The sequence below is a fragment of the Nocardioides sp. Root122 genome (assembly GCF_001425025.1).
Classification (GTDB): domain Bacteria; phylum Actinomycetota; class Actinomycetes; order Propionibacteriales; family Nocardioidaceae; genus Nocardioides.
Map to the genome: position 1 here is coordinate 689,167 of NZ_LMDE01000001.1, position 22,054 is coordinate 711,220.

26 protein-coding genes are annotated in these 22,054 nt (G+C 70.9%); 15 read left to right on the top strand and 11 right to left on the bottom strand.

Going from position 1 to position 22,054, the window contains the following annotated elements; genetic code table 11:
• Window positions 1-24: 24 nt before the first annotated feature.
• Window positions 25-555 carry a MarR family winged helix-turn-helix transcriptional regulator gene (locus ASC64_RS03210; protein ID WP_283099888.1) on the bottom strand — a complete coding sequence of 177 codons (531 nt, stop codon included), beginning with the start codon at window positions 553-555 and terminating at the stop codon, window positions 25-27.
• Window positions 556-719: 164 nt separating this feature from the next.
• Here ASC64_RS03210 and ASC64_RS03215 point away from each other — a divergent pair, with 164 nt between their 5' ends.
• From ASC64_RS03215 to ASC64_RS03245, 7 genes are all read left to right on the top strand, one after another.
• Window positions 720-1,526, top strand: coding sequence for a trans-aconitate 2-methyltransferase (locus ASC64_RS03215; protein ID WP_056906039.1), 807 nt, complete (start codon window positions 720-722; stop codon window positions 1,524-1,526).
• A complete protein-coding gene (locus ASC64_RS03220) occupies window positions 1,526-1,927 on the top strand; it encodes a VOC family protein (RefSeq protein WP_056906040.1) in 402 nt (133 codons plus the stop codon). The genes ASC64_RS03215 and ASC64_RS03220 overlap by 1 nt, the downstream gene beginning before the upstream one ends.
• Before the next feature lie 41 nt (window positions 1,928-1,968).
• The gene (gene sqr / locus ASC64_RS03225) at window positions 1,969-3,270 is read left to right on the top strand and encodes a type III sulfide quinone reductase, selenoprotein subtype (protein ID WP_056906041.1); all 1,302 of its coding nucleotides are present in this window, start codon (window positions 1,969-1,971) and stop codon (window positions 3,268-3,270) included.
• Between the two features lie 2 nt (window positions 3,271-3,272).
• Window positions 3,273-3,587, top strand: coding sequence for a TusE/DsrC/DsvC family sulfur relay protein (locus ASC64_RS03230; protein ID WP_056906042.1), 315 nt, complete (start codon window positions 3,273-3,275; stop codon window positions 3,585-3,587).
• Between the two features lies 1 nt (window position 3,588).
• Window positions 3,589-4,143 carry a DsrE/DsrF/DrsH-like family protein gene (locus tag ASC64_RS03235; protein ID WP_056906043.1) on the top strand — a complete coding sequence of 185 codons (555 nt, stop codon included), beginning with the start codon at window positions 3,589-3,591 and terminating at the stop codon, window positions 4,141-4,143.
• Between the two features lie 63 nt (window positions 4,144-4,206).
• Window positions 4,207-4,782 (top strand): AAA family ATPase, encoded by a 576-nt coding sequence (locus ASC64_RS03240; protein ID WP_056906044.1) that lies wholly within the window; start codon window positions 4,207-4,209, stop codon window positions 4,780-4,782.
• A gap of 9 nt (window positions 4,783-4,791) precedes the next feature.
• Window positions 4,792-5,262, top strand: a complete 471-nt coding sequence (locus ASC64_RS03245) for a hotdog fold domain-containing protein (protein ID WP_056906045.1) — start codon at window positions 4,792-4,794, stop codon at window positions 5,260-5,262.
• Between the two features lie 71 nt (window positions 5,263-5,333).
• Here the strand turns inward: ASC64_RS03245 and ASC64_RS03250 are convergent, their stop codons facing one another.
• The 6 genes from ASC64_RS03250 to ASC64_RS03275 all read right to left on the bottom strand — a co-directional run bounded on the left by ASC64_RS03250 (window position 5,334) and on the right by ASC64_RS03275 (window position 10,620).
• Window positions 5,334-6,188, bottom strand: coding sequence for an amino acid ABC transporter permease (locus ASC64_RS03250; RefSeq protein ID WP_056906046.1), 855 nt, complete (start codon window positions 6,186-6,188; stop codon window positions 5,334-5,336).
• Window positions 6,185-6,874 carry an amino acid ABC transporter permease gene (locus ASC64_RS03255; RefSeq protein WP_056906047.1) on the bottom strand — a complete coding sequence of 230 codons (690 nt, stop codon included), beginning with the start codon at window positions 6,872-6,874 and terminating at the stop codon, window positions 6,185-6,187. Before ASC64_RS03255 ends, ASC64_RS03250 begins: the two co-directional genes overlap by 4 nt.
• An 80-nt stretch (window positions 6,875-6,954) precedes the next feature.
• On the bottom strand, window positions 6,955-7,845 hold the full coding sequence (locus ASC64_RS03260) for a glutamate ABC transporter substrate-binding protein (RefSeq protein ID WP_056906048.1): 891 nt from the start codon (window positions 7,843-7,845) through the stop codon (window positions 6,955-6,957).
• A gap of 82 nt (window positions 7,846-7,927) precedes the next feature.
• Window positions 7,928-8,704: an amino acid ABC transporter ATP-binding protein gene (locus ASC64_RS03265; RefSeq protein ID WP_056906049.1), complete on the bottom strand. Its 777-nt coding sequence runs from the start codon at window positions 8,702-8,704 to the stop codon at window positions 7,928-7,930.
• Between the two features lie 100 nt (window positions 8,705-8,804).
• Complete coding sequence (locus tag ASC64_RS03270; protein ID WP_056906050.1) at window positions 8,805-9,329, bottom strand: 2'-5' RNA ligase family protein; 525 nt, start codon at window positions 9,327-9,329, stop codon at window positions 8,805-8,807.
• Between the two features lie 40 nt (window positions 9,330-9,369).
• Entirely contained in the window at window positions 9,370-10,620 is a 1,251-nt protein-coding gene (locus tag ASC64_RS03275; RefSeq protein WP_056906051.1) for a glycoside hydrolase family 16 protein, read from the bottom strand.
• Between the two features lie 280 nt (window positions 10,621-10,900).
• Here ASC64_RS03275 and miaB point away from each other — a divergent pair, with 280 nt between their 5' ends.
• Window positions 10,901-12,403: a tRNA (N6-isopentenyl adenosine(37)-C2)-methylthiotransferase MiaB gene (gene miaB / locus ASC64_RS03280; protein ID WP_056906052.1), complete on the top strand. Its 1,503-nt coding sequence runs from the start codon at window positions 10,901-10,903 to the stop codon at window positions 12,401-12,403.
• Window positions 12,404-12,478: 75 nt separating this feature from the next.
• Here the strand turns inward: miaB and ASC64_RS03285 are convergent, their stop codons facing one another.
• The 4 genes from ASC64_RS03285 to ASC64_RS03300 form a co-directional block, all read right to left on the bottom strand.
• Window positions 12,479-13,441, bottom strand: a complete 963-nt coding sequence (locus ASC64_RS03285; RefSeq protein WP_056906053.1) for a type IV toxin-antitoxin system AbiEi family antitoxin domain-containing protein — start codon at window positions 13,439-13,441, stop codon at window positions 12,479-12,481.
• Between the two features lie 154 nt (window positions 13,442-13,595).
• Window positions 13,596-13,886 carry a hypothetical protein gene (locus ASC64_RS03290; protein ID WP_056906054.1) on the bottom strand — a complete coding sequence of 97 codons (291 nt, stop codon included), beginning with the start codon at window positions 13,884-13,886 and terminating at the stop codon, window positions 13,596-13,598.
• A gap of 55 nt (window positions 13,887-13,941) precedes the next feature.
• The gene (locus tag ASC64_RS03295; RefSeq protein WP_056906055.1) at window positions 13,942-14,412 is read right to left on the bottom strand and encodes an NUDIX domain-containing protein; all 471 of its coding nucleotides are present in this window, start codon (window positions 14,410-14,412) and stop codon (window positions 13,942-13,944) included.
• Window positions 14,409-14,639 (bottom strand): antitoxin, encoded by a 231-nt coding sequence (locus ASC64_RS03300; protein WP_056906056.1) that lies wholly within the window; start codon window positions 14,637-14,639, stop codon window positions 14,409-14,411. Before ASC64_RS03300 ends, ASC64_RS03295 begins: the two co-directional genes overlap by 4 nt.
• Before the next feature lie 86 nt (window positions 14,640-14,725).
• Here ASC64_RS03300 and miaA point away from each other — a divergent pair, with 86 nt between their 5' ends.
• The 7 genes from miaA to ASC64_RS23125 all read left to right on the top strand — a co-directional run bounded on the left by miaA (window position 14,726) and on the right by ASC64_RS23125 (window position 21,996).
• Window positions 14,726-15,676, top strand: a complete 951-nt coding sequence (miaA, locus tag ASC64_RS03305; RefSeq protein ID WP_056906057.1) for a tRNA (adenosine(37)-N6)-dimethylallyltransferase MiaA — start codon at window positions 14,726-14,728, stop codon at window positions 15,674-15,676.
• A 19-nt stretch (window positions 15,677-15,695) separates the two neighbouring features.
• On the top strand, window positions 15,696-16,211 hold the full coding sequence (locus tag ASC64_RS03310) for a dihydrofolate reductase family protein (RefSeq protein WP_056906058.1): 516 nt from the start codon (window positions 15,696-15,698) through the stop codon (window positions 16,209-16,211).
• 103 nt (window positions 16,212-16,314) lie between these two features.
• Window positions 16,315-18,174 (top strand): gamma-glutamyltransferase, encoded by a 1,860-nt coding sequence (gene ggt, locus ASC64_RS03315; protein ID WP_056906059.1) that lies wholly within the window; start codon window positions 16,315-16,317, stop codon window positions 18,172-18,174.
• A gap of 300 nt (window positions 18,175-18,474) precedes the next feature.
• On the top strand, window positions 18,475-19,260 hold the full coding sequence (gene dapF / locus ASC64_RS03320; RefSeq protein WP_056906060.1) for a diaminopimelate epimerase: 786 nt from the start codon (window positions 18,475-18,477) through the stop codon (window positions 19,258-19,260).
• 126 nt (window positions 19,261-19,386) lie between these two features.
• Complete coding sequence (locus ASC64_RS03325) at window positions 19,387-20,163, top strand: SDR family oxidoreductase (protein ID WP_056906061.1); 777 nt, start codon at window positions 19,387-19,389, stop codon at window positions 20,161-20,163.
• A gap of 140 nt (window positions 20,164-20,303) precedes the next feature.
• Window positions 20,304-21,170, top strand: coding sequence for an NYN domain-containing protein (locus tag ASC64_RS03330; protein ID WP_056906062.1), 867 nt, complete (start codon window positions 20,304-20,306; stop codon window positions 21,168-21,170).
• A gap of 52 nt (window positions 21,171-21,222) precedes the next feature.
• Window positions 21,223-21,996, top strand: a complete 774-nt coding sequence (locus tag ASC64_RS23125; protein WP_082550152.1) for a thrombospondin type 3 repeat-containing protein — start codon at window positions 21,223-21,225, stop codon at window positions 21,994-21,996.
• Window positions 21,997-22,054: the final 58 nt, after the last annotated feature.

Consider the following 22,054-nt stretch of genomic DNA (forward strand, 5'->3'; position numbering starts at 1 on the left):
GACTCCGCGATGTGGTGCGAGCCGTCAGCTGAAGGGCGCGAGCAGCGAGCGCAGCAGCCCGGCGAGCTGGGTGCGCTGCTTGTCGTTGAGGTCGGCGAGGATGTCCGCCTCCGCGGCGAGCAGCGCCTCGAAGGCGCCGTCGACGGAGGCCTTGCCCTCGGCGGTGAGGCGCACCAGGACGCCGCGCCGGTCGCGCGGGTCGGGCAGCCGCTCCACCAGGCCACGGGCGGTGAGCCGGTCGACACGGTTGGTCATGGTCCCGCTGGTCACGAGGGTCTCGCGCAGCAGGCGGCCGGGCGAGAGCTCGTACGGCGCCCCGGCCCGGCGGAGCGCGGCGAGCACGTCGAACTCCCACGACTCGATGCCGTGCGCGGTGAACGCGTCGCGGCGGGCCAGGTCGAGGTGGCGCGCGAGCCGGCTGATCCGCGAGAACACCTCGACAGGAGCCAGGTCCAGGTCGCCGCGCTCGCGGCCCCAGGCCTCGACCAGGTCGTCCACCTCGTCACGCATGCCGACATCCTGCCAGACGGCCGATCCGGTCGAGAATCTTGACATCGAGATGGTTGCGGGACAGGGTAGGTATCTCGACATCAAGATACTTGCCGAGGTGGTCCCCTACGTTCTGCACCACCTCAGCGTGCAGAACGTAGGGGACTACCCACAATGGTGTTCAGAACGTAGGGGACCACCCCGAGCAGGAGCACCGGAGGAGGACGACCATGACCCACAGCTGGGACCCCGACCGCTACCTCGCGTACGCCGACGAGCGGGGCAGGCCGTTCGTCGACCTGCTCGCGCGCGTGCACGCCGAGACGCCGCGGACCGTGGTCGACCTCGGCTGCGGACCGGGCAACCTCACCGCCCTCCTCGCCGACCGGTGGCCCGGCGCGCAGGTCACCGGGATCGACAGCAGCCCGGAGATGATCGCCGCGGCGCAAGAGGTCGACGGGATCGCTTGGGAGGTCGCCGACCTGCGTGACTGGGCGCGCGCCGACCCGCTCGCGCTGCGCGTGCCCGTCGACGTGCTGGTCAGCAACGCCACGCTGCAGTGGCTGCCCGATCACCTCGAGCTGCTGCCCGCGCTGGTCGACCGGGTGGCACCGGGTGGCTGGTTCGCCTTCCAGGTCCCCGGCAACTTCGGCGAGCCCAGTCACACGATCCGCACCGACATCGCCGAGCGCGAGCCCTACGCCGAGCACGTCAGGGGGGTCGCGGTGCCGGCCAGCCACGAGCCGGACGACTACCTCCGCGTGCTGCTCGACCTCGGCTGCGAGGTCGACGCGTGGGAGACGACGTACCTCCACGTCCTGGCCGGGCCCGACCCGGTCTTCGACTGGGTCTCGGGCACCGGCGCGCGCCCAACGCTGCAGGCGCTGCCCGATGACCTCCGCCCGCTCTTCGAGGAGGAGTTCCGCGACCTGCTGCGCGAGGCGTACCCCGCCGACCCGTCGGGCCGCGTGGTGATGCCGTTCCGCCGGATCTTCGTCGTCGCGCGCAAGCCCGAGCTCGACCGGGTGACCGCGTGATGCGCCTCCACCACGTGCAGGTCGCCTGCCCGCCCGGCGGCGAGGGCGTCGCCCGGCGCTTCTACGCCGACGGGCTCGGGATGACGGAGGTCGACAAGCCGGCCGACCTGGTCGCGCGCGGCGGCGCCTGGTTCCGGGCGTACGACGACGCGGGTGCCGTGACGGCCGAGCTGCACGTCGGCGTCGAGGAGCCGTTCGCGCCCGCGCGCAAGGCGCACCCGGCCTTCGTCGGCGGCGACCTCGACGAGGTCGCGACCCGGCTGCGCGGCCTCGGCTTCGAGGTCGACGAGAGCCAGCGCGACACCTTCCCGGGGCACGTCCGGTTCCACGCCTCCGACGGGCACGGCAACCGCGTCGAGGTGCTCGCGCGGAAGCCGGATCCCGGCCGGGACGGGACCTAAGGCCCTGCCTCCACGCACACCCCCGGGGGTATATGTGGAGCATGACCACGAACACCTCGCCTCCCAGGCTCCTCGTGCTCGGCGGCGGCACCGCCGGCACGATGGTCGCCAACAAGGTCCACAAGGTCCTGCCCGACTGGGACGTGACGCTCGTCGATCGCGACGACGTCCACGACTACCAGCCCGGCTACCTCTTCATGCCGTTCGGGATGAACACGCCGGCCCAGGTCCGCCGCTCGAAGCGCCAGTTCATCGACCCCGCGACGCGGATCGTCACGGGCGAGGTGGACCGTGTCGACGCGGACGGTCGCCGGGTGGTGCTCGAGGACGGCACCGTCCTCGACTACGACTACCTCGTCATCGCGTCGGGCACCACGCCCCGCCCGGACCAGACGCCGGGCATGCTGGGCGAGGAGTGGCACCGGAGCGTGAACGAGTTCTACACGTTCGAGGGCTCGCTCGCGCTGCGCGACAACCTCGTCGCCTTCGAGGGCGGTCGCCTGGTCGTGCACATCACCGAGCTGCCCTTCAAGTGCCCCGTGGCGCCCCTGGAGTTCACCTTCCTCGCTGACGACTGGCTGCGCCAGCACGGGCTGCGCGAGCGCACCGAGCTCGTCTTCGTGACCCCGCTGGACGGAGCGTTCACCAAGCCCGTCGCCAGCCGCGAGCTGGGGCACGCGTTGGAGGAGCGGGACGTGACCGTCGAGACCGACTTCATGGTCGAGTCGGTCGACCAGGAGGCCAGGGTGCTGCGGTCCTACGACGAGCGCGAGGTGCCGTACGACCTGCTCGTGACCGTGCCGCTCAACATGGGCGCCGACTTCGTCGAGCGATCCGGGCTGGGCGACGAGCTCAACTACGTCACCGTCGACAAGCACACCTGCCAGTACCTCCCGCAGGGCGATCGTCACCCGCACCCGGAGATCTTCGCGCTGGGCGACGCCGCCAACCTGCCCACGTCCAAGGCCGGCTCGGTGGCCCACTTCTCGGTGGAGGTCTTCATCGACAACCTGGTCGAGCTCGCGCACGGACGCCCGATGACGCACTCCTTCGACGGCCACGCCAACTGCTTCGTGGAGTCCGGGCACGGCAAGGCCCTGCTGCTCGACTTCAACTACGAGACCGAGCCGCTCACCGGCACCTTCCCGGTCCCGGGTGTGGGCCCGCTGCGGCTGCTCAAGGAGAGCCGCTTCAACCACCTGTCCAAGCTGGCCTTTCGGCACATCTACTGGAACGCCCTGCTCCCCGGCCGCCCCCTGGGGCTCAAGCCGCAGATGTCCATGGCCGGCAAGCACCCCGAAGGCCCACCAGCCGCCGTGTCGGCGTCGATGAGAGAGGAATGAGCATGCCCACCACCACCATTTCCGGGCGCACGCTCGAGGTGAACGAGGAGGGCTTCCTCGTCCATCCCGAGGACTGGACCGAGGACCTGGGCGTCGAGCTGGCCCGGTTGATCGGCATCGAGATGACCGAGGCCCACTGGGAGCCCATCCGGTTCCTGCGGACCGACCACGCCGCCATGGGGGAGACGCCGACCCTGCGCCGGGTCAGCACCCAGACCGGCATCGACGTGAAGACCCTGTTCGGGCTCTTCCCCAAGAAGCCCGCCAAGAAGATGGCCTACGTGGCCGGCCTGCCCAAGCCGAAGGGATGTGTGTGACATGACCACCGACGTGCCCACTCGCGTGGACGAGGAGACCTCGTTCGTCCCGTCGTTCGACGACGAGGCGGAGTCCGGCCGCAAGCTGGCGATCATCTGCTCCAAGGGCAACCTCGACATGGCCTACCCGGCTCTCATCCTGGGCAACGCGGCCCTCGGCGAGGGCATCGAGGTGCACCTGTTCTTCACGTTCTGGGGCTTCGACATGATCAACAAGAAGACGCAGGGGGACCTGCAGTTCTCCTACCTCGGCAACACCGCCATGCACCCCCCGGGGATGTTCGGCGTGCACATGCCGCAGGGGATGGCCGGCCTGCCCGGCATGACGGCCGCGACGACGAAGATGATGAAGAAGCAGATCGCCGACCTCGACGTGCCCGAGGTACCGGAGTTCCTCGAGATCATCCACGCCTCCGGCGGCCACCTGTGGGCGTGCCGGATGAGCGCCGACATGATGAAGCTGCACGAGGAGGACCTCATCGACGAGGTCGAGGGCATCATCTCGGCGAGCGACTTCATGGAGCTCACCGACGGCGCCCAGCTGCTCTTCATCTGAGCGGACGCTCGCAGTGCCGCAACCCGGGTGCGCCCGCACCCGGGGATGCGGCACGATCGCCGGGTGCCCCTGCTGCTGATCCTCGGACCGCCCGCCGTCGGCAAGATGACGGTCGGCCGCGCCGTGGCCGACCGCTCGTCGTACCGGCTGTTCCACAACCACCACACCATCGAGCTGCTGCTGGACGTCTTCGACCACGGCACGCCGCCGTTCAACCGGCTCAACAGCGAGTTCCGGCGGCGCGTGGTCGAGGAGGCGGCCGCGTCGGGCACCGACCTGGTCTTCACCTTCGTCATCGACATGGACGAGGAGAGCGAGGCCACGTGGCTGCGCGACTTCGCGGCGCCGTACGGCGACCGGGTGGCCGCCGTCGAGCTGGTCGCCGACCTCGACACCCGGCTCGTCCGCAACCGCACCGAGCACCGGCTCGCGGAGAAGAAGTCCAAGCGCGACCTCGACTGGTCCGACGCCAACGTCCGCGGCATGGACGCCGACTACCGGATGACCTCGCAGCCGGGCCGGGACGCGCCGGGGGAGCGGCTGCTCGCGCAATGGCCGCACCTGGTCATCGACAACACCGACCTGTCCGCCGACGAGACGGCCGACCGCATACTGGCGTGGCTGGTTACTGACGAGTAATGTCGCGGCATGCCTGCTGTCCTCGACCTCTGGAAGAAGTCCTCCGCGCTGCCCCTCGGTGACCGGGTCTTCTCGCTCGCCTTCAGCCAGAAGGCCCCCTACTTCGCGACGATCCGGCCGCGCTTCACCGTGGTCGAGCCCGACCACGCCGAGCTCGTCATCCGCAAGCGCCGAGGCGTGCACAACCACATCAAGACGGTGCACGCCATCGCGCTCTGCAACGGCCTCGAGGCCGCCATGGGTGCACTGGCCGAGTCGACGATCCCGCGCGAGCGCCGCTGGATCCCCAAGGGCATGGAGGTCGCCTACACCGCCAAGGCCGACTCCGACATCACCTGCATCGCCGAGACCGACCCCGAGCAGTGGACCGCCGAGCTCGGTGACGGCTACGACCTGCCCGTGCGGGTGCGCGGCGTACGCACCGACGGCACGGTCGTGGTCGAGGGCGAGATCCGGCTCTGGGTGACCGAGAAGTCCTGAGCGCAGTGAGGGACTTCGACGTCTCGAGCGCGTCCGAGCCTGCGAGGACGCGACCGCTTCGCGCGAAGGTCCTAGACCGCTCGCCCCGACTGCATGTCGCCGACCATCGGCACGGCGAGCGCCTTCTTCTCGCCGACGAACCGTCTCTGCGCGACGGTCGCGATCCAGGTGAGGATCAGGTTGACCCCCACGTAGAGCCCGGTGATCACGATGGCGGTGGGCACCTGGTTGCCGAACTCGAGGTAGATGGGCTTGCCGACGGCAGTGAGGCCGGGCGCGGTGATGTAGTAGCCGAGGCTGGTGTCCTTCAGGGCGACCACCATCTGGCTGATGATCGAGGGCAGCATGATCTTGACGCCCTGCGGCAGCAGGACCGTGCCCATCACCTGCGACTTGCGCATGCCGATGGCGTACGCCGCTTCGGATTGACCCTTCGGGACGGCGTTGATGCCGGCGCGGAAGACCTCGGCCAGCACGGACCCGTTGTAGAGGGTCAACGCGATGACCACGCACCAGAACGGGCTCAGCGGACCGTTGCCGATCGCGAGCAGGTAGAACGCGTAGACCATCAGCAGCAGGACCGGTGCGGCGCGGAAGAACTCCACGACGAGCCAGGCGGGCCAGCGGATCCAGCGGCGGTCGGAGAGCTTGGCGATGCCGAGCACCAGGCCGATGACGACGGCGAAGACGACGGAGAAGAGGGCCATCTTGAGGGTCTGGAGGAGTCCGTCGACGAGGATGAACTCGAGGTACTTGGGAGTGACGAACGGCTCCCACAGGGCGTACTCGAGCTGGCCGCGGTCGTAGAGCCGCCAGACCGCGAAGGCGACCATCGCCGCCAGCGCGACGATGCTGACGACGGTGTAGAGGCGGTGCCGGGCGACGGTCTTCGGGCCGGGGGCGTCGAAGAGGACGGACGCGCTCATCGGGCCACCCGGACCTTGCGCTCGACGGCGTAGGAGGCCAGCGCGACCACCTCGACGATGATGATGTAGCCGACCGCGAAGGCCAGGAAGATGCCCGTCCGCTGGTCGGCGTTGTTGTTGGTCAAGGCCTTCATCGTGGCGACCGCCTCGGCCATGCCGAAGGCTGCCGCGACGGACGTGTTCTTGATGAGGGCGATGAGCACACTGGTCATCGGCGGGATGATCGCGCGCGCGGCCTGGGGCAGCACCACCAGCTGCATCGACTGGGCGAAGGTGAGCCCGATGGCGCGCCCGGCCTCGGCCTGCCCGAGCGGGACGGCGTTGACGCCGGAGCGCATCGCCTCGCACACGAAGGCGGAGGTGTAGAGCGTGAGCGCGATGCAGGAGCGGAAGAAGAAGGCCGAGACGTTGTAACCGCCGATCTCGACGTCCTCGACGAACTTGAAGTTGTAGCCCAGCACCGGCATGGCGATCGCCATGAAGATGAAGATCATCAGCAGCGGGGTGTTGCGGAAGAGCGTGACGTAGAGGGCCGCCGCCTTGTTGAGGATCGAGATCGGACCGACGCGGAGGACCGCGAGGATCGTGCCCCAGACCAGCGAGGCGATGCCGGCGACGACGAACAGGCCGATGGTCAGGCCGAAGGCCTTGAGGTAGTCGTCGAAGTTCGAGAACACCGCATCCATGTGCGGCGGCTCCTCTCTGTGAGGTGCCGGCGGGCGTCTCCGCCCGCCGGCACCTGATCAGGTGATCGGGTCGAGCAAGGTCAGGCGGCCGGGCACTCGTCCATGGCCGGCGGCTCGGGCGTGTCGACGCCCGACTGCCCGAGGGTGGCCTCGAACGCGGCGTCCCAGTCGCCGTCGTCCTCGGCCTTCTTGATGGTGTCGACGATCCACTGGCACATCTCGGGCTTGTCCTTGCTGTAGCCCACGCCGTAGCGCTCCTCGGAGAACGGGTCCACGACGACCTTGAGGTCGTCGGGGTGCTCCGCCGCGTACCCGAGGAGGATCGCGCCGTCGGTGGTCATCGCGTCCACCGTGCCGCTGAGGACCTGGTCGACGCACTCGGAGTAGGTGTCGAAGCCGCGCGGCTTCGCACCCTCGGCCTTGATGTTCTCCAGCGAGGTCGAGCCCGTCACCGAGCAGACCTCCTTGCCCTTCACGTCGTCGAGGCTGGCGATGTCACTGTCGGTGCCGACCAGGAGCTGCTGGCCCGTGACGTAGTAGGGGCCGGCCTGGCCGACGACCTGGCGACGCTCGTCGGTGATGGAGTACGACGCGATGACGAGGTCGACCTCGCCCTCCTGCAGGAAGGGCTCGCGGTTGTCCGAGATCGTCTCCTTCCAGGTGATGTCCTCCGGGGCGATGCCCAGCGAGGCGGCGAGGATCTTGCCGATCTCGGGGTCGAAGCCCTTCGGCATGTCGTCGGCGGCACCCTTGAAGCCGATGCCGGGCTGGTCGAACTTCACGCCGATGGTGATCTTGCCGGAGTCGGCGAAGTCCTTCATCGCCGTGCCGTCGTCGAACGCGTCGGCGGCGTTCTCCTGGACGTCGACCTCGGTGGCGTTGCCACCGTCGTCGCCCGCGTCACCGCAGGCGGCCAGCGACAGGGCCAACCCCGCCGTGGCGATGATCGCCTTGGTCCTGATGAATCTCATCCTTGCTCTCCTTCGGTTGGCGGCCCGAGGCCGTCTGCGGTTTCTGGGGATGGCGTGCTGGGCTCCCGAGAGTGGTGGGTCCTCAGTGCTTGAGGATCTTGCCGAGGAAGTCCTTGGCACGGTCGGAGGTCGGGTTGGTGAAGAACTCCTCGGGGGTGTTCTCCTCGATGATCGCGCCGTCGGCCATGAACACGACGCGGTCGGCGGCGGTGCGGGCGAAGCCCATCTCGTGGGTCACCACGACCATGGTCATGCCCTGCTGGGCGAGGTCGACCATGACGTCGAGGACCTCCTTGATCATCTCCGGGTCGAGCGCGGAGGTGGGCTCGTCGAAGAGCATCACCTTCGGCTCCATGGCGAGGGCGCGGGCGATGGCCACGCGCTGCTGCTGGCCGCCGGAGAGCTGCGCCGGGTACTTCTCGGCCTGGTGCCCGACGCCGACCCGGTCGAGGAGCTCGCGGGCCTGCTTCTCCGCCTCCTCCTTCTTCATCCCGCGGACCTTGATCGGTCCGAGGGTGACGTTCTCGAGGATCGTCTTGTGGGCGAAGAGGTTGAAGCTCTGGAACACCATCCCGACCTCGGCGCGCAGCGCAGCGAGGGCCTTGCCCTCCTGCGGCAGCGGCTGGCCGTCGAGGGTGATGGTGCCCTCGTCGATCGTCTCGAGACGGTTGATCGCGCGGCACAACGTCGACTTGCCCGAGCCGGACGGCCCGATCACCACCACGACCTCGCCGCGCGCGACGGAGAGCTCGATGTCCTTGAGGGCGTGCAGCTGCCCGAAGTGCTTCTGGACTCCGCTCAGCACGACCAGGGGCTCGCCCCGGCCGGCGCTGACAGGGGTCGATTCCTGCGCGGTCATAGGCGAAACCTATCTGCACGTGGACCGATAGGGCCATCAGCCCTGACCCGTTCGGGCCATCACGAAGTGGTGACGATTCCGCTCGCGGTGCCCTGTCCGCTCAGCGCGGGGGTGGTGACGCCGGCCCTGCGAGGGTCCGTACGACGTCCGCGTCGGGGTCCCAGCGGCGCAGCGTGTCCAGCCGCAGCACGACGTCCGGGTGCCTGAGCACGGCCAGCGCGGCAGGCACCTCGGCCCGCGGGATCCGGCGGCCCAGGGTGACGTGGGCGAGCCACCCGGGGTGCTGCGTGTCAGTGACCTCGTGGCGCAGGTCGAGCACGGCCCGGGCCAGCGGGTCGGGCACGTCGACCAGCCGGGCGACGGTGACGCGCGAGCCGCCGAGCAGCGCGATGCCGGCGACGCGGACCTCGACGGGCAGCAGCGGTGCCAGCAGGGCGAGCGCCCGCTCGTCGTCGGCCGGACCCAGCGCAGGCGCCGCCACGAGGGTCAGGTGCGGGCCGTTGGTGGTGCCGCGGTGGTCGAGCTGGGAGGGGAGCCCGGCGTCGCGCAGCGCCTGCCAGTCACGGCGTACGGACTCCTCGCCCGCAGCGTCCGGGAGCAGCTCGTAGGCGTGCAGGCGCGGCATGCCGCGAGCCTAGGTGGACGCCGGCGGAAGCGTGAGCGGCTCAGGCGGACTTGCGGCCGCGGGTGACCCGGGCGGACTCGCGCGAGGTGGCGTCGAAGACCCGGACCCAGTCGACCTGCGCGGTGTCGCTGAGCTCGTCGGCGGTGAGCTCGCCGAGCTCGTAGTCCGAGGTCAGGTTGGAGAGCACGAGGTACTGCATGGACTGCGACACCGCCTGGGTCTCGCGGTAGTACTCGCGGCCGTCGACGCGGAAGATGTACTCCTTCGGCGTCCACTCCACCGAGAACACGTGGAACTCGTCCCACCAGTTGCGACGGCTGCTGGTCAGCGCGTTGCGGGTGGCGCGGAAGAAGTTGCCGTAGCTGATCTTGTCCCAGTTGGCCTCGTAGTAGTGGACGTGCGAGCCGATGGTCTCGGTGCCGCGCCCGGTCTCGCCGAAGAACTCCATGATGTCGATCTCGGTGCCGGCGGCCGGCACGCCGTCGGTGTACTTCGTGCCGCTGGGGAGCAGCCAGAAGCCGGAGTGCATGCCCTTGGCGCGCTGCGGCTTGATGCGGGCCGCGACGATGCCGTGCTGGAAGAAGCGGGTGTACTCCGTGGCGACCTGGCTGTTCAGCAGGTACGGGCTGGTGCCCGAGCCGCGCGCCGTCGTGTAGCTGCACGGCTGGCCGAGGCGGGCGGGGTCGGCGGCGACGCCGAGGCGGAGGACGCCGTCACCGACGCGGCGGGCGGCGGGGTCGACGCGGGCGCAGGTCCGCGGGGCGTACACGCTCTCGTGCTCGCGCTTCTGGTCGTTCCAGACCGAGGGGTCGAGCGTGGTGCCCGAGAAGGTGTCCTCGAACTCGGGCGACCAGCGGGCGGTGGTCACCGAGCCCGAGGTCCAGGTGCGCCCGCCCGAGGTGGAGGACGCGCGGTAGGTGCCGGAGCCGGGGGTGAAGGCGGCCGAGCCCCAGGCGTCCTCGGTGGCCGTCGCGACGACCTTCCAGCCGTTGCGTGCGCGCTTCTCGAGGGTGACCTTCTCGCCCGGGCTGGCCGGTGCGAAGGTCGCGACCAGGGTGCCGTCGTCGGATGGCGCTGCGGGGGAGGTGCCGGGCTGCACGATCGGCGGCAGGGAGGCGAGCGTCGCAGTGACGGTGGCGCGCTTGGCGCGCTTCTTGGCGTGCACGGAGCCGGCGGCGTGGGCATCGGTCGGCAGCACCATCAGCAACAGTGCGGTAACAACGACGGTGAGGGCGGCGATCCGGGCGCGCCGGAGGACCTCTGCTCGGTCGATCCTGGTCTGAAGCTGCATCCGTGCACTCCCCGCCGTGAGCGGTGACACAGCCGAGACCCACATCCGTGTGGAACGGTGTTACCGCTTTGTTGACTTCTGCAGCGATCTTGGGTGCCGGGACAGGAGAAATGTAAGGATTTCGAGCAGTAATCCTCCTAATGGCCTAGTGGTCTAGTCATATCGGACTAGGCCGGACGCCCTCGGCGGGGTCCGATGCTCGTAGGGTCCGGCTCTGCGTCCGGCGCCTCCGATGCTCGATTGCCGGGGCCCCCGGCGGCCGCCGTACGCTTGAACGGTCATGAGCGCACTCCCTGAAGCCCCCGCCCGCACCTACGAGGTCAAGACCCACGGGTGCCAGATGAACGTCCACGACTCCGAGCGGCTCAGCGGCCTGCTGGAGGACGCCGGCTACGTCCGGGCGCACGACGGGGAGCAGGCGGACGTCGTCGTCTTCAACACCTGCGCGGTGCGGGAGAACGCCGACAACAAGCTCTACGGCAACCTCGGCCACCTCGCGCCCGTCAAGGCCGCGACGCCCGGCATGCAGATCGCCGTCGGCGGCTGCCTGGCCCAGAAGGACCGCGACACCATCACCACGCGCGCGCCGTGGGTCGACGTCGTCTTCGGCACCCACAACATCGGCTCGCTGCCGGTGCTGCTCGAGCGCGCGCGGGTGCAGGAGGAGGCCCAGGTCGAGATCCTGGAGTCGCTCTCGGTCTTCCCCTCGACGCTGCCGACCAAGCGCGAGTCGGCGTACGCCGCCTGGGTCTCGATCTCGGTCGGGTGCAACAACACGTGCACGTTCTGCATCGTCCCCGCGCTGCGTGGCAAGGAGAAGGACCGCCGGCCCGGCGAGATCCTGGCCGAGGTCTCCGCCCTCGTCGAGGAGGGCGTCACCGAGATCACGCTCCTCGGCCAGAACGTCAACGCCTACGGCGTCGAGTTCGGCGACCGCCAGGCGTTCTCCAAGCTGCTGCGCGCGTGTGGCGAGATCGAGGGCCTCGAGCGCGTGCGCTTCACCTCGCCGCACCCCGCGGAGTTCACCGACGACGTCATCGAGGCGATGGCGTCCACCCCGAACGTCATGCCCTCGCTGCACATGCCGCTGCAGTCGGGGTCGGACAAGGTGCTGCGCGACATGCGACGGTCCTACCGCCAGTCGAAGTACCTCGGGATCATCGAGCGCGTGCGCGCCGCCATCCCTGACGCGGCGATCACGACCGACATCATCGTCGGCTTCCCGGGCGAGACGGAGGAGGACTTCCAGGCCACCCTCGACGTCGTGCGCGCGGCGCGGTTCTCGGCCGCGTTCACCTTCCAGTACTCCAAGCGCCCGGGCACCCCGGCCGCCACGTTGCCCGACCAGATCTCCCCGGAGGTCGTCAAGGACCGCTACCAGCGCCTCGTCGCGGTCGTCGAGGAGGTGGCCTGGTCGGAGAACCAGGCGCTCGTCGGGCGCACCGTGGAGCTGATGGTGGCCGAGGGCGAGGGGCGCAAGGACGCCGCCACCCACCGCCTCTCGGGCCGGGCGCATGACAACCGGCTCGTGCACTTCGCCGCCGACTTCTCCGCCGTCGCCGACGACTCGGTGCGTCCCGGGGACATGGTCACGGTCGAGATCACCTACGCCGCACCCCACCACCTCGTCGCCGACGGCGCCATCCGGTCCGTGCGCCGCACCCGCGCCGGCGACGCCTGGGAGCGGCGTACGTCCGCCCCCGCCCCCGCCTCCTCCGTCGGGCTTGGGATGCCCGCCGTCGGGGTGCCCGCACCCCTCCCTCCCGCCCCCGCCTGCGGCTGAGGGTCCTCGCGGGGACTCCAGGCCGAGTGTGGTCGTGGTGACGCGACATGTGCGTCACCAGGACCGCGTTGACCATCAGCCCGTCAGTCGCAACCCCTGGGGGCAGTCGGGGCAGCGAGTGGTCTGCCCCGTCCAGCCACGCGCCTGGAGAAGTACGGCGATCCGCGCCGCCGTCGCACACGGTCGCGCGAACACCTGGCCCCACCCGACCCGGACGGTGTTGAGGCGGTCGACCGCGGCGTCGAGGTCGCGATCGAGGTCGGCGTCCCGGGCGGAGGCGTTGTCGTGCCAGAGCCGTCCGTCGATCTCGACCACCTGGTCGAAGCCGACGTAGACGACGTCGCGATAGACCGGTCCGCCGGCCGAGTCGCGCAGCTGCCTCCTGGCCGACGGGAGGCCGTGCGGCTGCTCGACCCTGGTGAGGTAGCCGTGCTCGAGCACCGAGCACGTGCCGAGGTGGAGGTCGGTCAGCACGCCGCGCATCAGGTCGCGTCGGCGCACCCGCGGCCGAGCGTCGAGTCGGTCGCGGATCCGCATTGGAGTCGTACGTCGTGCCTGGATCGCATCGGCGAACAGCGCGATCACTGCGAAGTCGTCCGGCGCCCGCGATGCCACGTCGATCAGCGCCTCCTCCGTCCGGACCCGAGGTGGGCTGGTGTTCCAGCTGACCTGCAGGTGCAGCCGCGACACCCGGTGAAGTCGATATCCCGACGGCAGCACCACCTTGCGGTCGCGACTCACCGCTACGTGGACCACGTCGTCGTCACGTCCCGCCCTGCCCGGTCCGTCGGCGGCGCGCAGCGCGCTGTCGCCAGCGAGCGCGGCCGGCCAGGCGATGAGCACGCCGATCCACGCGCGCTGCAACCACGTCGGCGTACCGGTGTGGTCGATGAAGACGCCGTCGTGCACTCGGACGAGGTCGCGCCGCCGCAACAACCGCTCCAGCTCGTGGGGAGGCACTCCTCTCCGGGTGAGCTGGCGCCTGGCGATCACCCCGGACTGGAGGGACAGCAGGTCGGCGTACGAGCTATTGGGCATGCTCGATCGTGGCCACTGCGGGTGCTCGACCGCCAGCGGTCAGAGGAGACCTGTGGAGGAGCACCGTGCGGTCGTGGCGACGTGCCTGGCGCGACACGAGGACCACACAGCCTCGGGAGCCCCGGTTGTCCGGAGACTCCTGAGGCGCAAGCGATCAGGCGGGGGGCTCCGGCGACCCGTCCTCGGCCTCCTGGCCGGCCGCGGCGCTGTCCCGCGTGGTGTCGGCCTCCTGGTCCCCGGAGTCGTCGGGCTCCTGCTGCTTGTCGTCCGGCTGGGCGATCTCGTCGGGGACGGTGTCGTCGACAGCCGGGTTGTCGTCGGTGCTGAGGTCGCGGGGCAGGCCGTTGTCGGCCGGGTCGTCCTCGATCGCGTCCACGCCGCCGGGGACGAGCTGGGGCTCCTCGGCGTAGGGCGTCGGCATCGGGCTCAGGTCGTCGTCGTTCATGTGTTCCCTCCCTGGGTCGAAGTGTCCGATCGTGCCCAAGCGTGCCAAGCCCGGGCTACCCCCGTTCGGGGGGCCAGCCGAAGGTCAGGTAGCCGACGCCGGAGGACAGGTGCGCCAGGGCGTGCGCCTCGTGCGGCACGGTCGGCTCCGGCAGGGCGGTCAGCGGGAACCAGCCCAGCGCGTCCGCCTTCTCGGTCTCGACGATCCGCGGCTCACCGCTCCAGGACCGGGCGGTGAAGAAGAAGTCGACCCGCTCCTCGATCGGCGGCCCGAACTGGCTGCGCTGCATCGTGAACGCGAAGTCCAGCTCGAGGTCGGTGATCGCGAGCTCCTCGACGGCCTCGCGGCGCGCAGCGTCGTACGCCGTCTCGCCCGGCTCGACGTGCCCGGCGGCCGCGGCGGCCCAGTGGCCCGGCATGTAGGGGACGGGCCCCCGCTGCTGGAGCAGGACCTCGGTCCCCGACGCGCCGTCGCGCAGCAGGTAGACGTACGAGGCGGGGACGAGGGCGAAGGCCGGACCCGTCACGCCTGGCCGGCAGGCGGAGTGGTCGGCGGGATGTCGTCGTTCTTGCCGTCGAGCGAGTCGAGGGCGTCGCGCGCCTTGCCGGTGGCCTTGTCGATCTTGTCGGCGTGCTTGCCGCCGGTCTTCTCGTTGACCAGGTTGCCGGCCTTGTCGATGCCCTGCGCGATCTTGTCGCCGTGCTCGTCGACCGCCTTGGTGAGCTTGTCCTTGGCCTTGTCCAGGAAAGACATGGGTTCCTCCTCAGGGGGACCGGGCCCACCCCGACGGGTGGTGACTCCGGCGTCCGCGAGCCTAGCCCTGCTGGGACAATGCGGGCATGCCCCAGCCCATCGTCGCCCTCGTCGGCGCGACCGCGTCGGGCAAGACCGGGCTGAGCCTCGACCTCGCCGAGCGGCTCGGCGGGGAGGTGGTCAACACCGACGCGATGCAGGTCTACCGCGGCATGGACGTCGGCACCGCCAAGCTCCCCGCGCTCGAGCGGCGCGGCATCACCCACCACCTCCTCGACCTCCTCGACGTCACCGAGCCGGCCACCGTCGCGCTCTTCCAGGGCTGGGCCCGCGAGGCGATCGCCGACATCCGCGGCCGCGACGCCGTGCCGGTCCTCGTCGGCGGCTCGGCGCTCTACACGCGCGCGATCGTCGACCGCTTCGAGTTCCCGGGGACCGACGACTCGCTGCGCCGTGAGCTCGAGGTCGAGCTCGAGCGGGTCGGCAGCCCGGCGCTGCACGCACGCCTTGCCGGCGTCGACCCGGAGGCGGCCGCGCAGATCCTGCCCGACAACGGGCGCCGGGTCGTCCGCGCGCTGGAGGTCATCGCACTCACCGGTCGACCGTTCAGCGCCAGCCTGCCCCGCCTCGAGTACGTCGACCCGCTGACCGTGCAGGTGGGTGTCGACATCGACCGGCCGACCCTCGACGACCGCATCGCCCGCCGGGTCGACGAGATGTTCGCGGCAGGGTTCGTGGCCGAGGTCGAGGCCCTGCTCGCGCAGGGGCTGGGGGAGGGCCGCACCGCGAACCGCGCCATCGGCTACCGCGAGGTGATGGGCTTCCTCGCGGGCGACCGCACGCTCGCCGAGGCCGTCGAGCAGACCAAGGTGGCCACCCGCCGCTTCGCCCGGCGCCAGGACTCGTGGTTCCGCAAGGACCCCCGCATCGTTTGGGTCGCCCACGACGACCCCGACCGCGTCGAGAAGGCCGTCGCGGCGGTGGAGGCAGTGGTGGCGACGGCGGCTGCGGAGGACGATCAAGCCGACTGTCGGTGAGCGGTGCCATGGTGGACCGATGGCGACCATCTACTACACCGGCTGCTCCCTCGACGGCTTCATCGCGACGCCCGACCACTCCCTCGACTGGCTGACCTCGCGCGACATCGACCTGGAGGGGCCGATGGCCTATCCGGCGTTCAGCGAGCGCACGGGCGCCTGCGTCATGGGTGCCAACACCTGGCAGTGGATCCTCGACCACGACGAGGACCCGTGGGGCCCGAAGCCCACGTGGGTGGTCACGCATCGCGAGTTCGCGCCCTCGCAGCAGGTCCGCTTCACCGACGCCGACGTGCGCGACGTCCACGCCCAGATGACCGAGGTCGCCGACGGCAAGGACCTCTGGATCGTCGGGGGCGGTGAGCTCGTCGGACAGTTCCACGACGCAGGGCTGCTCGACGAGGTCTGGATCCAGTACGCCCCCTGCACCCTCGGCGGCGGCGCTCCCGTGCTGCCACGGGCCGTGGAGCTCAAGCTGGAGGAGGTGGCGCGCAACCGCGACTTCGTGTGCGCGCGGCACACCGTCGTGCGGTGACCCGCTCCGCGAGAGCACGACACGCCGCCCCACCCTGCGGGCGTGGACACGGCCCCGGGCGGCAGGCAAGGTAAAGACACTCCCCGTCTCGGAAGGCTTCCCCATGCACCAGCTCGCCCGGCCCGCCGTCGCCACCCTCGCGACGGCCGGCCTCCTCCTCGCGCCCCTCGTCGCCGGAGCCGCGCAGGCACGCCCCGGCTCCAGCGGGCAGGCGGCCCCCTCCGCCCCCGACCTCCGCCCCACCGCCAAGGACCCGACCGCCATCGGCAAGGGCGGTGCCATCACCACCGTCGACCCGGAGGCGAGCGCAGCCGGGCTGAAGGTGCTCAAGAAGGGCGGCAACGCCGTCGACGCCGCCGTGGCGGCCGCGGCGACCCTCGGCGTGACCGAGCCCTACAGCGCCGGCATCGGCGGCGGCGGCTACTTCGTCTACTACAACGCCAAGTCCGGCAAGGTCCGCACGCTCGACGGCCGCGAGACCGCACCCAGCAAGATGCCGCAGGACGCGTTCGTCGACCCCGCCACCGGCAAGCCCTACAACTTCACCCCCGAGCTCGTCACCAGCGGCGTGAGCGTCGGCACCCCCGGCACGCTCGCCACCTGGGACAAGGCGCTGGCCAACTGGGGGACGCTGTCGCTCGCCGACGCGCTCGCCCCCGCCACGAAGGTCGCCACCCGCGGCTTCAAGGTCGACGAGACCTTCCGCCAGCAGACGCTCGACAACGAGGAGCGGTTCGCCGCATTCAAGGACACCAAGAAGCTGTTCCTCCCCAAGGGCGACGCCCCGGCGGTCGGCTCGGTGTTCCGCAACCCCGAGCTCGCCGCCACCTACGACCTCATCGCCGACAAGGGCATCTCCGCGTTCTACCGCGGCCCGCTCGCGCGCCTGATGTCCGACGTCGTGCGCAAGCCCCGCACCACCAAGAACACCAAGCTGCCGGTGCCGAAGGGCTACCTCACGCCCCGCGACCTGCGCGACTACCGGGTCCGTTCGCAGCGCGCCACTCGCACCTCCTACCGCGGCCACGACGTCTACGGCATGGCGCCCTCCTCGTCCGGTGGCACGACGGTCGGCGAGGCGCTCAACATCCTCGAGCGCTACGACCTCTCCGCGATGACCACCGAGCAGGCGCTGCACCACTACCTCGAGGCCAGCGCGCTGGCGTTCGCCGACCGTGGCGCCTACGTCGGCGACGCCGCCTACGTCGACGTCCCGGTGAAGCGCCTCCTCGACGACAAGTACGCCGCCGAGCGCGCCTGCTCGCTCAGCCCGACCAAGGCCGCCACCAAGCCCGTCGCCGCGGGCACCGTGACGTCGTACGACGGCGTGTGCTCGCCCACGACGGCCAAGGGCGAGACCGACGCCGACACCGAGAACATCTCGACCACCAACCTCACCGTCGCCGACAGGTGGGGCAACGTCGTCGAGTACACCCTCACCATCGAGCAGACCGGTGGCTCCGGCATCACCGTGCCCGGCCACGGCTTCCTGCTCAACAACGAGCTGACCGACTTCTCGACGACCTACGACGCCGCCGACCCCAACCGGATCCAGCCGGGCAAGCGGCCGCGCAGCTCCATGTCGCCGACGATCGTGCTCAAGGACGGCAAGCCGTTCCTGGCCCTCGGCTCGCCGGGCGGCTCGACGATCATCACCACGGTCCTGCAGATGCTGGTCAACCGGATCGACCTCGGGATGAGCATCGAGGAGGCGATCGCGGCCCCGCGCGCCACGCAGCGCAACACCGCGAACGTGACCGCGGAGCCGGCGTTCATCGCGGCCTACGGGACGGCGCTCACCTCGCTCGGCCACACCCTGGTGCCCGCCGGTGACGCGTTCACCAGCGCCGCCGAGATCGGCGCGGCGACGGCGATCGAGTTCGGGTCGAGGTCACGCCTCACGGCGGTGGCCGAGCCGAGCCGTCGCGGCAAGGGCTCGGCCCGGGTCGTCGACCCGCGCTAGCCGCAACCCCTCGCACCTCTCGGTGGTTGAGGTGCGAGGGCGCACCGCGCCCGAGCCTCGAAACCTCCGAGCCCTGCAGTCGTGGTTTCGAGGCTCGCTGCGCTCGCACCTCAACCACCGAGGGCTGTGGTCGACCCACGCTAGGTGCGCCCCCTCACACCTCAACCACCGAGGGCTGTGGTCGACCCCCGCTAGCCGCAACCCCTCGCACCTCTCGGTGGTTGAGGTGCGAGGGCGCCCCGCGCCCGAGCCTCGAAACCTCCGACCGTGGAGGCGGTCCGCGCCTGTCACACTGGAGGGGTGAGCTACCCCTTCCTCAAGGGCCACGGCACCGAGAACGACTTCGTGGTCCTGCCCGACCGCGACGGGTCGGTCCACGGTGAGCTGAGCCCCGAGCGGGTGCGCTCCCTGTGCGACCGCCGAGCCGGCATCGGCGGCGACGGCGTGCTCCGCGCGGTGCGGGACGGGGACGGCTGGTTCATGGACTACCGCAACGCCGACGGCACGGTCGGCGAGATGTGCGGCAACGGTGTCCGGGTCTTCGCCCGCTACCTCCACGAGCGTGAGGGCGAGCCGTTCCCGATGGACATCGGCACCCGTTCGGGCGTGAAGCGCCTCGAGCAGGCCGGCGACGACTACACCGCCGACATGGGCGCCCCTGAGGTCCTCGGCGAGACCACGGTGGCGGTGGGCGACCGCACCTGGGTGGCGCTGCACGTCTCGATGGGCAACCCGCACGCGGTCGCCTTCGTGGACGACCTGGCCGATGCCGGGCACCTCCTCGACCCGCCCGAGCACGACCCGGCCGTCTACCCCGACGGCGTCAACGTCGAGTTCGTGGTGCGCCGCGGCGAGCACCACGTCGCGATGCGCGTCCACGAGCGCGGCTCCGGCGAGACACGCTCGTGCGGCACCGGCGCTTGCGCGGTCGCCGTCGCGACCGCCCTGGCCGACGGCGCGCCCCGCGGGACGACGTACCGGGTCGACGTCCCCGGCGGCACCCTCCGCATCGTGTGGACCGACGACGATCGGGTGCTGATGACCGGCCCCGCCGTGCTGGTGGCCGAGGGGCGGACCGACCTCTGAGTCGGGCCGGTCTCGCCACGGCCTTGCGCGACGTCGTTCCTCAGCCGCTCGGCCACTCGACCTGGCCGGCCCCACGCGCCGACCTCGTGCCTCGGTCGTCACTGGCCGTCTCATAGCATCCGAGCCATGGACATCACCGGATCCACCGCCATCGTCACCGGCGGCGCCAGCGGCATCGGTGCCGCGGTCGCCCGAGCCCTCGCCGCGAAGGGCGCCGTGGTCGTCGTCGCCGACCTCAACGCCGAGAAGGGCGAGGCCCTGGCGCAGGAGATCGGCGGCGTGTTCGCCTCGGTCGACGTCACGAACACCGACCAGGTCGCCGCCGCCGTCGAGGCGGCCGCCGAGATCGCCCCGCTGCGTGCGTGCGTGAACTCCGCCGGCATCGGCTGGGCCCAGCGCACCATCGGCCGTGACGGCCTGCTGGAGTCCGCCCACGACCTCGACGCCTTCCGCAAGGTCGTGGAGATCAACCTGATCGGCACCTTCGACATGACCCGGCAGGCCGCCACGGTGATGAGCCGCAACGAGCCGGACGCCGACGGCCAGCGCGGTGCGATCGTCAACCTCGCCTCGGTGGCTGCGTTCGACGGCCAGATCGGGCAGGCGTCGTACTCCGCCTCGAAGGGCGGCGTCGTGGGCATGACCCTCCCGGTCGCACGCGACCTGTCGGCGGCCGGCATCCGGCTCAACACCGTCGCGCCGGGCCTGATCGACACCCCGATCTACGACGCGTTCCCCAACCCCGACGAGTTCAAGGCCAACCTCGGCCAGAACGTGCTCTTCCCCAAGCGCCTCGGCCACGCCGAGGAGCTGGCCAGCATGGTCGTGGAGTGCCTGACCAACTCCTACATGAACGGTGAGACGATCCGCGTCGACGGCGGCATCCGCATGCCTCCCAAGTGACCCCACCGCGGATTCCACTGGTCCAGACCGAACGTCCACATTTCGTGCAAACGGCGGACGGCTCCCGCGCCACGGGGTGATCGTCGATCCCTGTGGGGGATCGATCGATCCACTTCATCGAAGTCCGTGGGGGGCACGAGATGACCAACCTGGTGGAGCCGCGACGCGCGGCAGGCACGGAGAACGACGCGGGCCTGGGCTCGCTCGGCGACGGCGAGCTGACCACGCTCGTACGTCGCTGGATGGCGGCCGGCACGAAGGTGCAGGAGCGCGTGCGCCGCGAGAGCGTCGTCCGTCCGGGGCCGGAGCCCGAGCCCGCGTCCGAGGCACCGACCGAGACCGAGCCAGAGGCGTTCGGGGCAGAGACCGAGACCGAACCCCAGGCTGCCGGGGGAGAGACCGAGAGCGTCGAGGCTGAGGCCGAGACCGCGGGAGAGGAAGAGGCAGTCGCCGGGCGCGACACCGCCGACACGACCGGCGTCGCCCCTGAGCCCGAGCTGCTCGCGGTGGCGCGCCTGCCGCACCGCCCGACGCCCACCGACGTCGAGCAGGCGACCCGGGTCGCCGTGCTGATCGACGCCCGCCGCGTGCCCGAGGACGTCGCCACCGCGCTGCTCGCCCGCCTGGCCGAGCGCGGCGCGGTGAACGTGTGCCGGGCCTATGCGGACTGGACCCGCGCCGACCTCGGCGACTGGGTGGCGCGGATGCGGCTCCAGGGCCTGCACTCCTTCCACCAGTTCTCCGACGACGACGAGCAGGCGCTGGTGGCGCTTGCGATCGACGCCGTCGACATCGCCCGCGACGCCGCGGTCGACGAGGTGGTCGTCGCCGGTGACATGACCTCGCTGCTGCCGCTGGTCCACCGCCTGCACGCGGCCGGGGTCCGCGTGGTCGTGGTGGGACCGGGCCACACCCCGCACGACGTACGCGCTGCCTGCGACGAGTTCTGGGACTCCGAGTCGATCGGGGCCGACGAGCTGGCACCCGCCGGACGGCACCGCGCCTGAGCTTGGTCCAGACCGGGGTTTGGCGGGGCTGTCGCAGGGGAACAGCCCCGCCATGGGAGAGCGTCTCGGGAGCAGGATCCTCGTCGGTGTGGTGCTGGTCGTCGTGGCGGCGCTGGGGATGACCCAGCCGGGGGCCTCGGCAGAGTCCGATCCCGACGCGTTGCCGCAGGTGCTGCCGACGACCGCCTGCCCGGCTCCCCAGGCCGGGGTGGGCGTGGCGCCCACCGACTGCGAGCCGCCCGACCCGTGCGAGCGCGACGCCGACGGCGACGGCGTGCCGAACTGCGAGGACAACTGCCGTACGACGTTCAACCCGATGCAGGAGGACAGCGACGCCGACGGCATCGGCGACGCGTGCGACCCGACGCCGTACCCGCCCACGACCTCGCCGACGACGAACCCGCCGACCGTGACGCCGACCCCGACCCCGACCCCGACGCCCACCTCCACGCCCACCTCCACGCCCACCTCCACGGTTGCTCCGACGTCGACCCCCACGACCACCGCCACCGCGGGCCCCGTCCTCCCCGGCTGCCAGTCCTCGTGCGCCTACCCGCGCCAGGTCGTCCTCCGCGTCGCCGGCACGAAGCTGCGCGGCACCGTGTCCTCCACCGCGCAGGGGTGCCGCGCGTCAGCCCCGGTCACGCTCTGGCGCCAGAGGCCGGGCGCCGACAGCCGCCTCGTGGTGCTGTCCAGCCGCGCGTCGGGCCGGTTCTCGACCAAGCGGCCGGCTCGCCCGGGGCGCTACTACGTCACGGTCGCCTCGCCCGAGCAGCCCCTCTGCGGCACAGCGACCTCGCCGACGGTCAAGGTCCGGCGCGGCTGAGCCCCAGGAGTGTCGTCAAACTCATTCGCGCAGGTCAGGCCCGGCGACCTACCCTTGG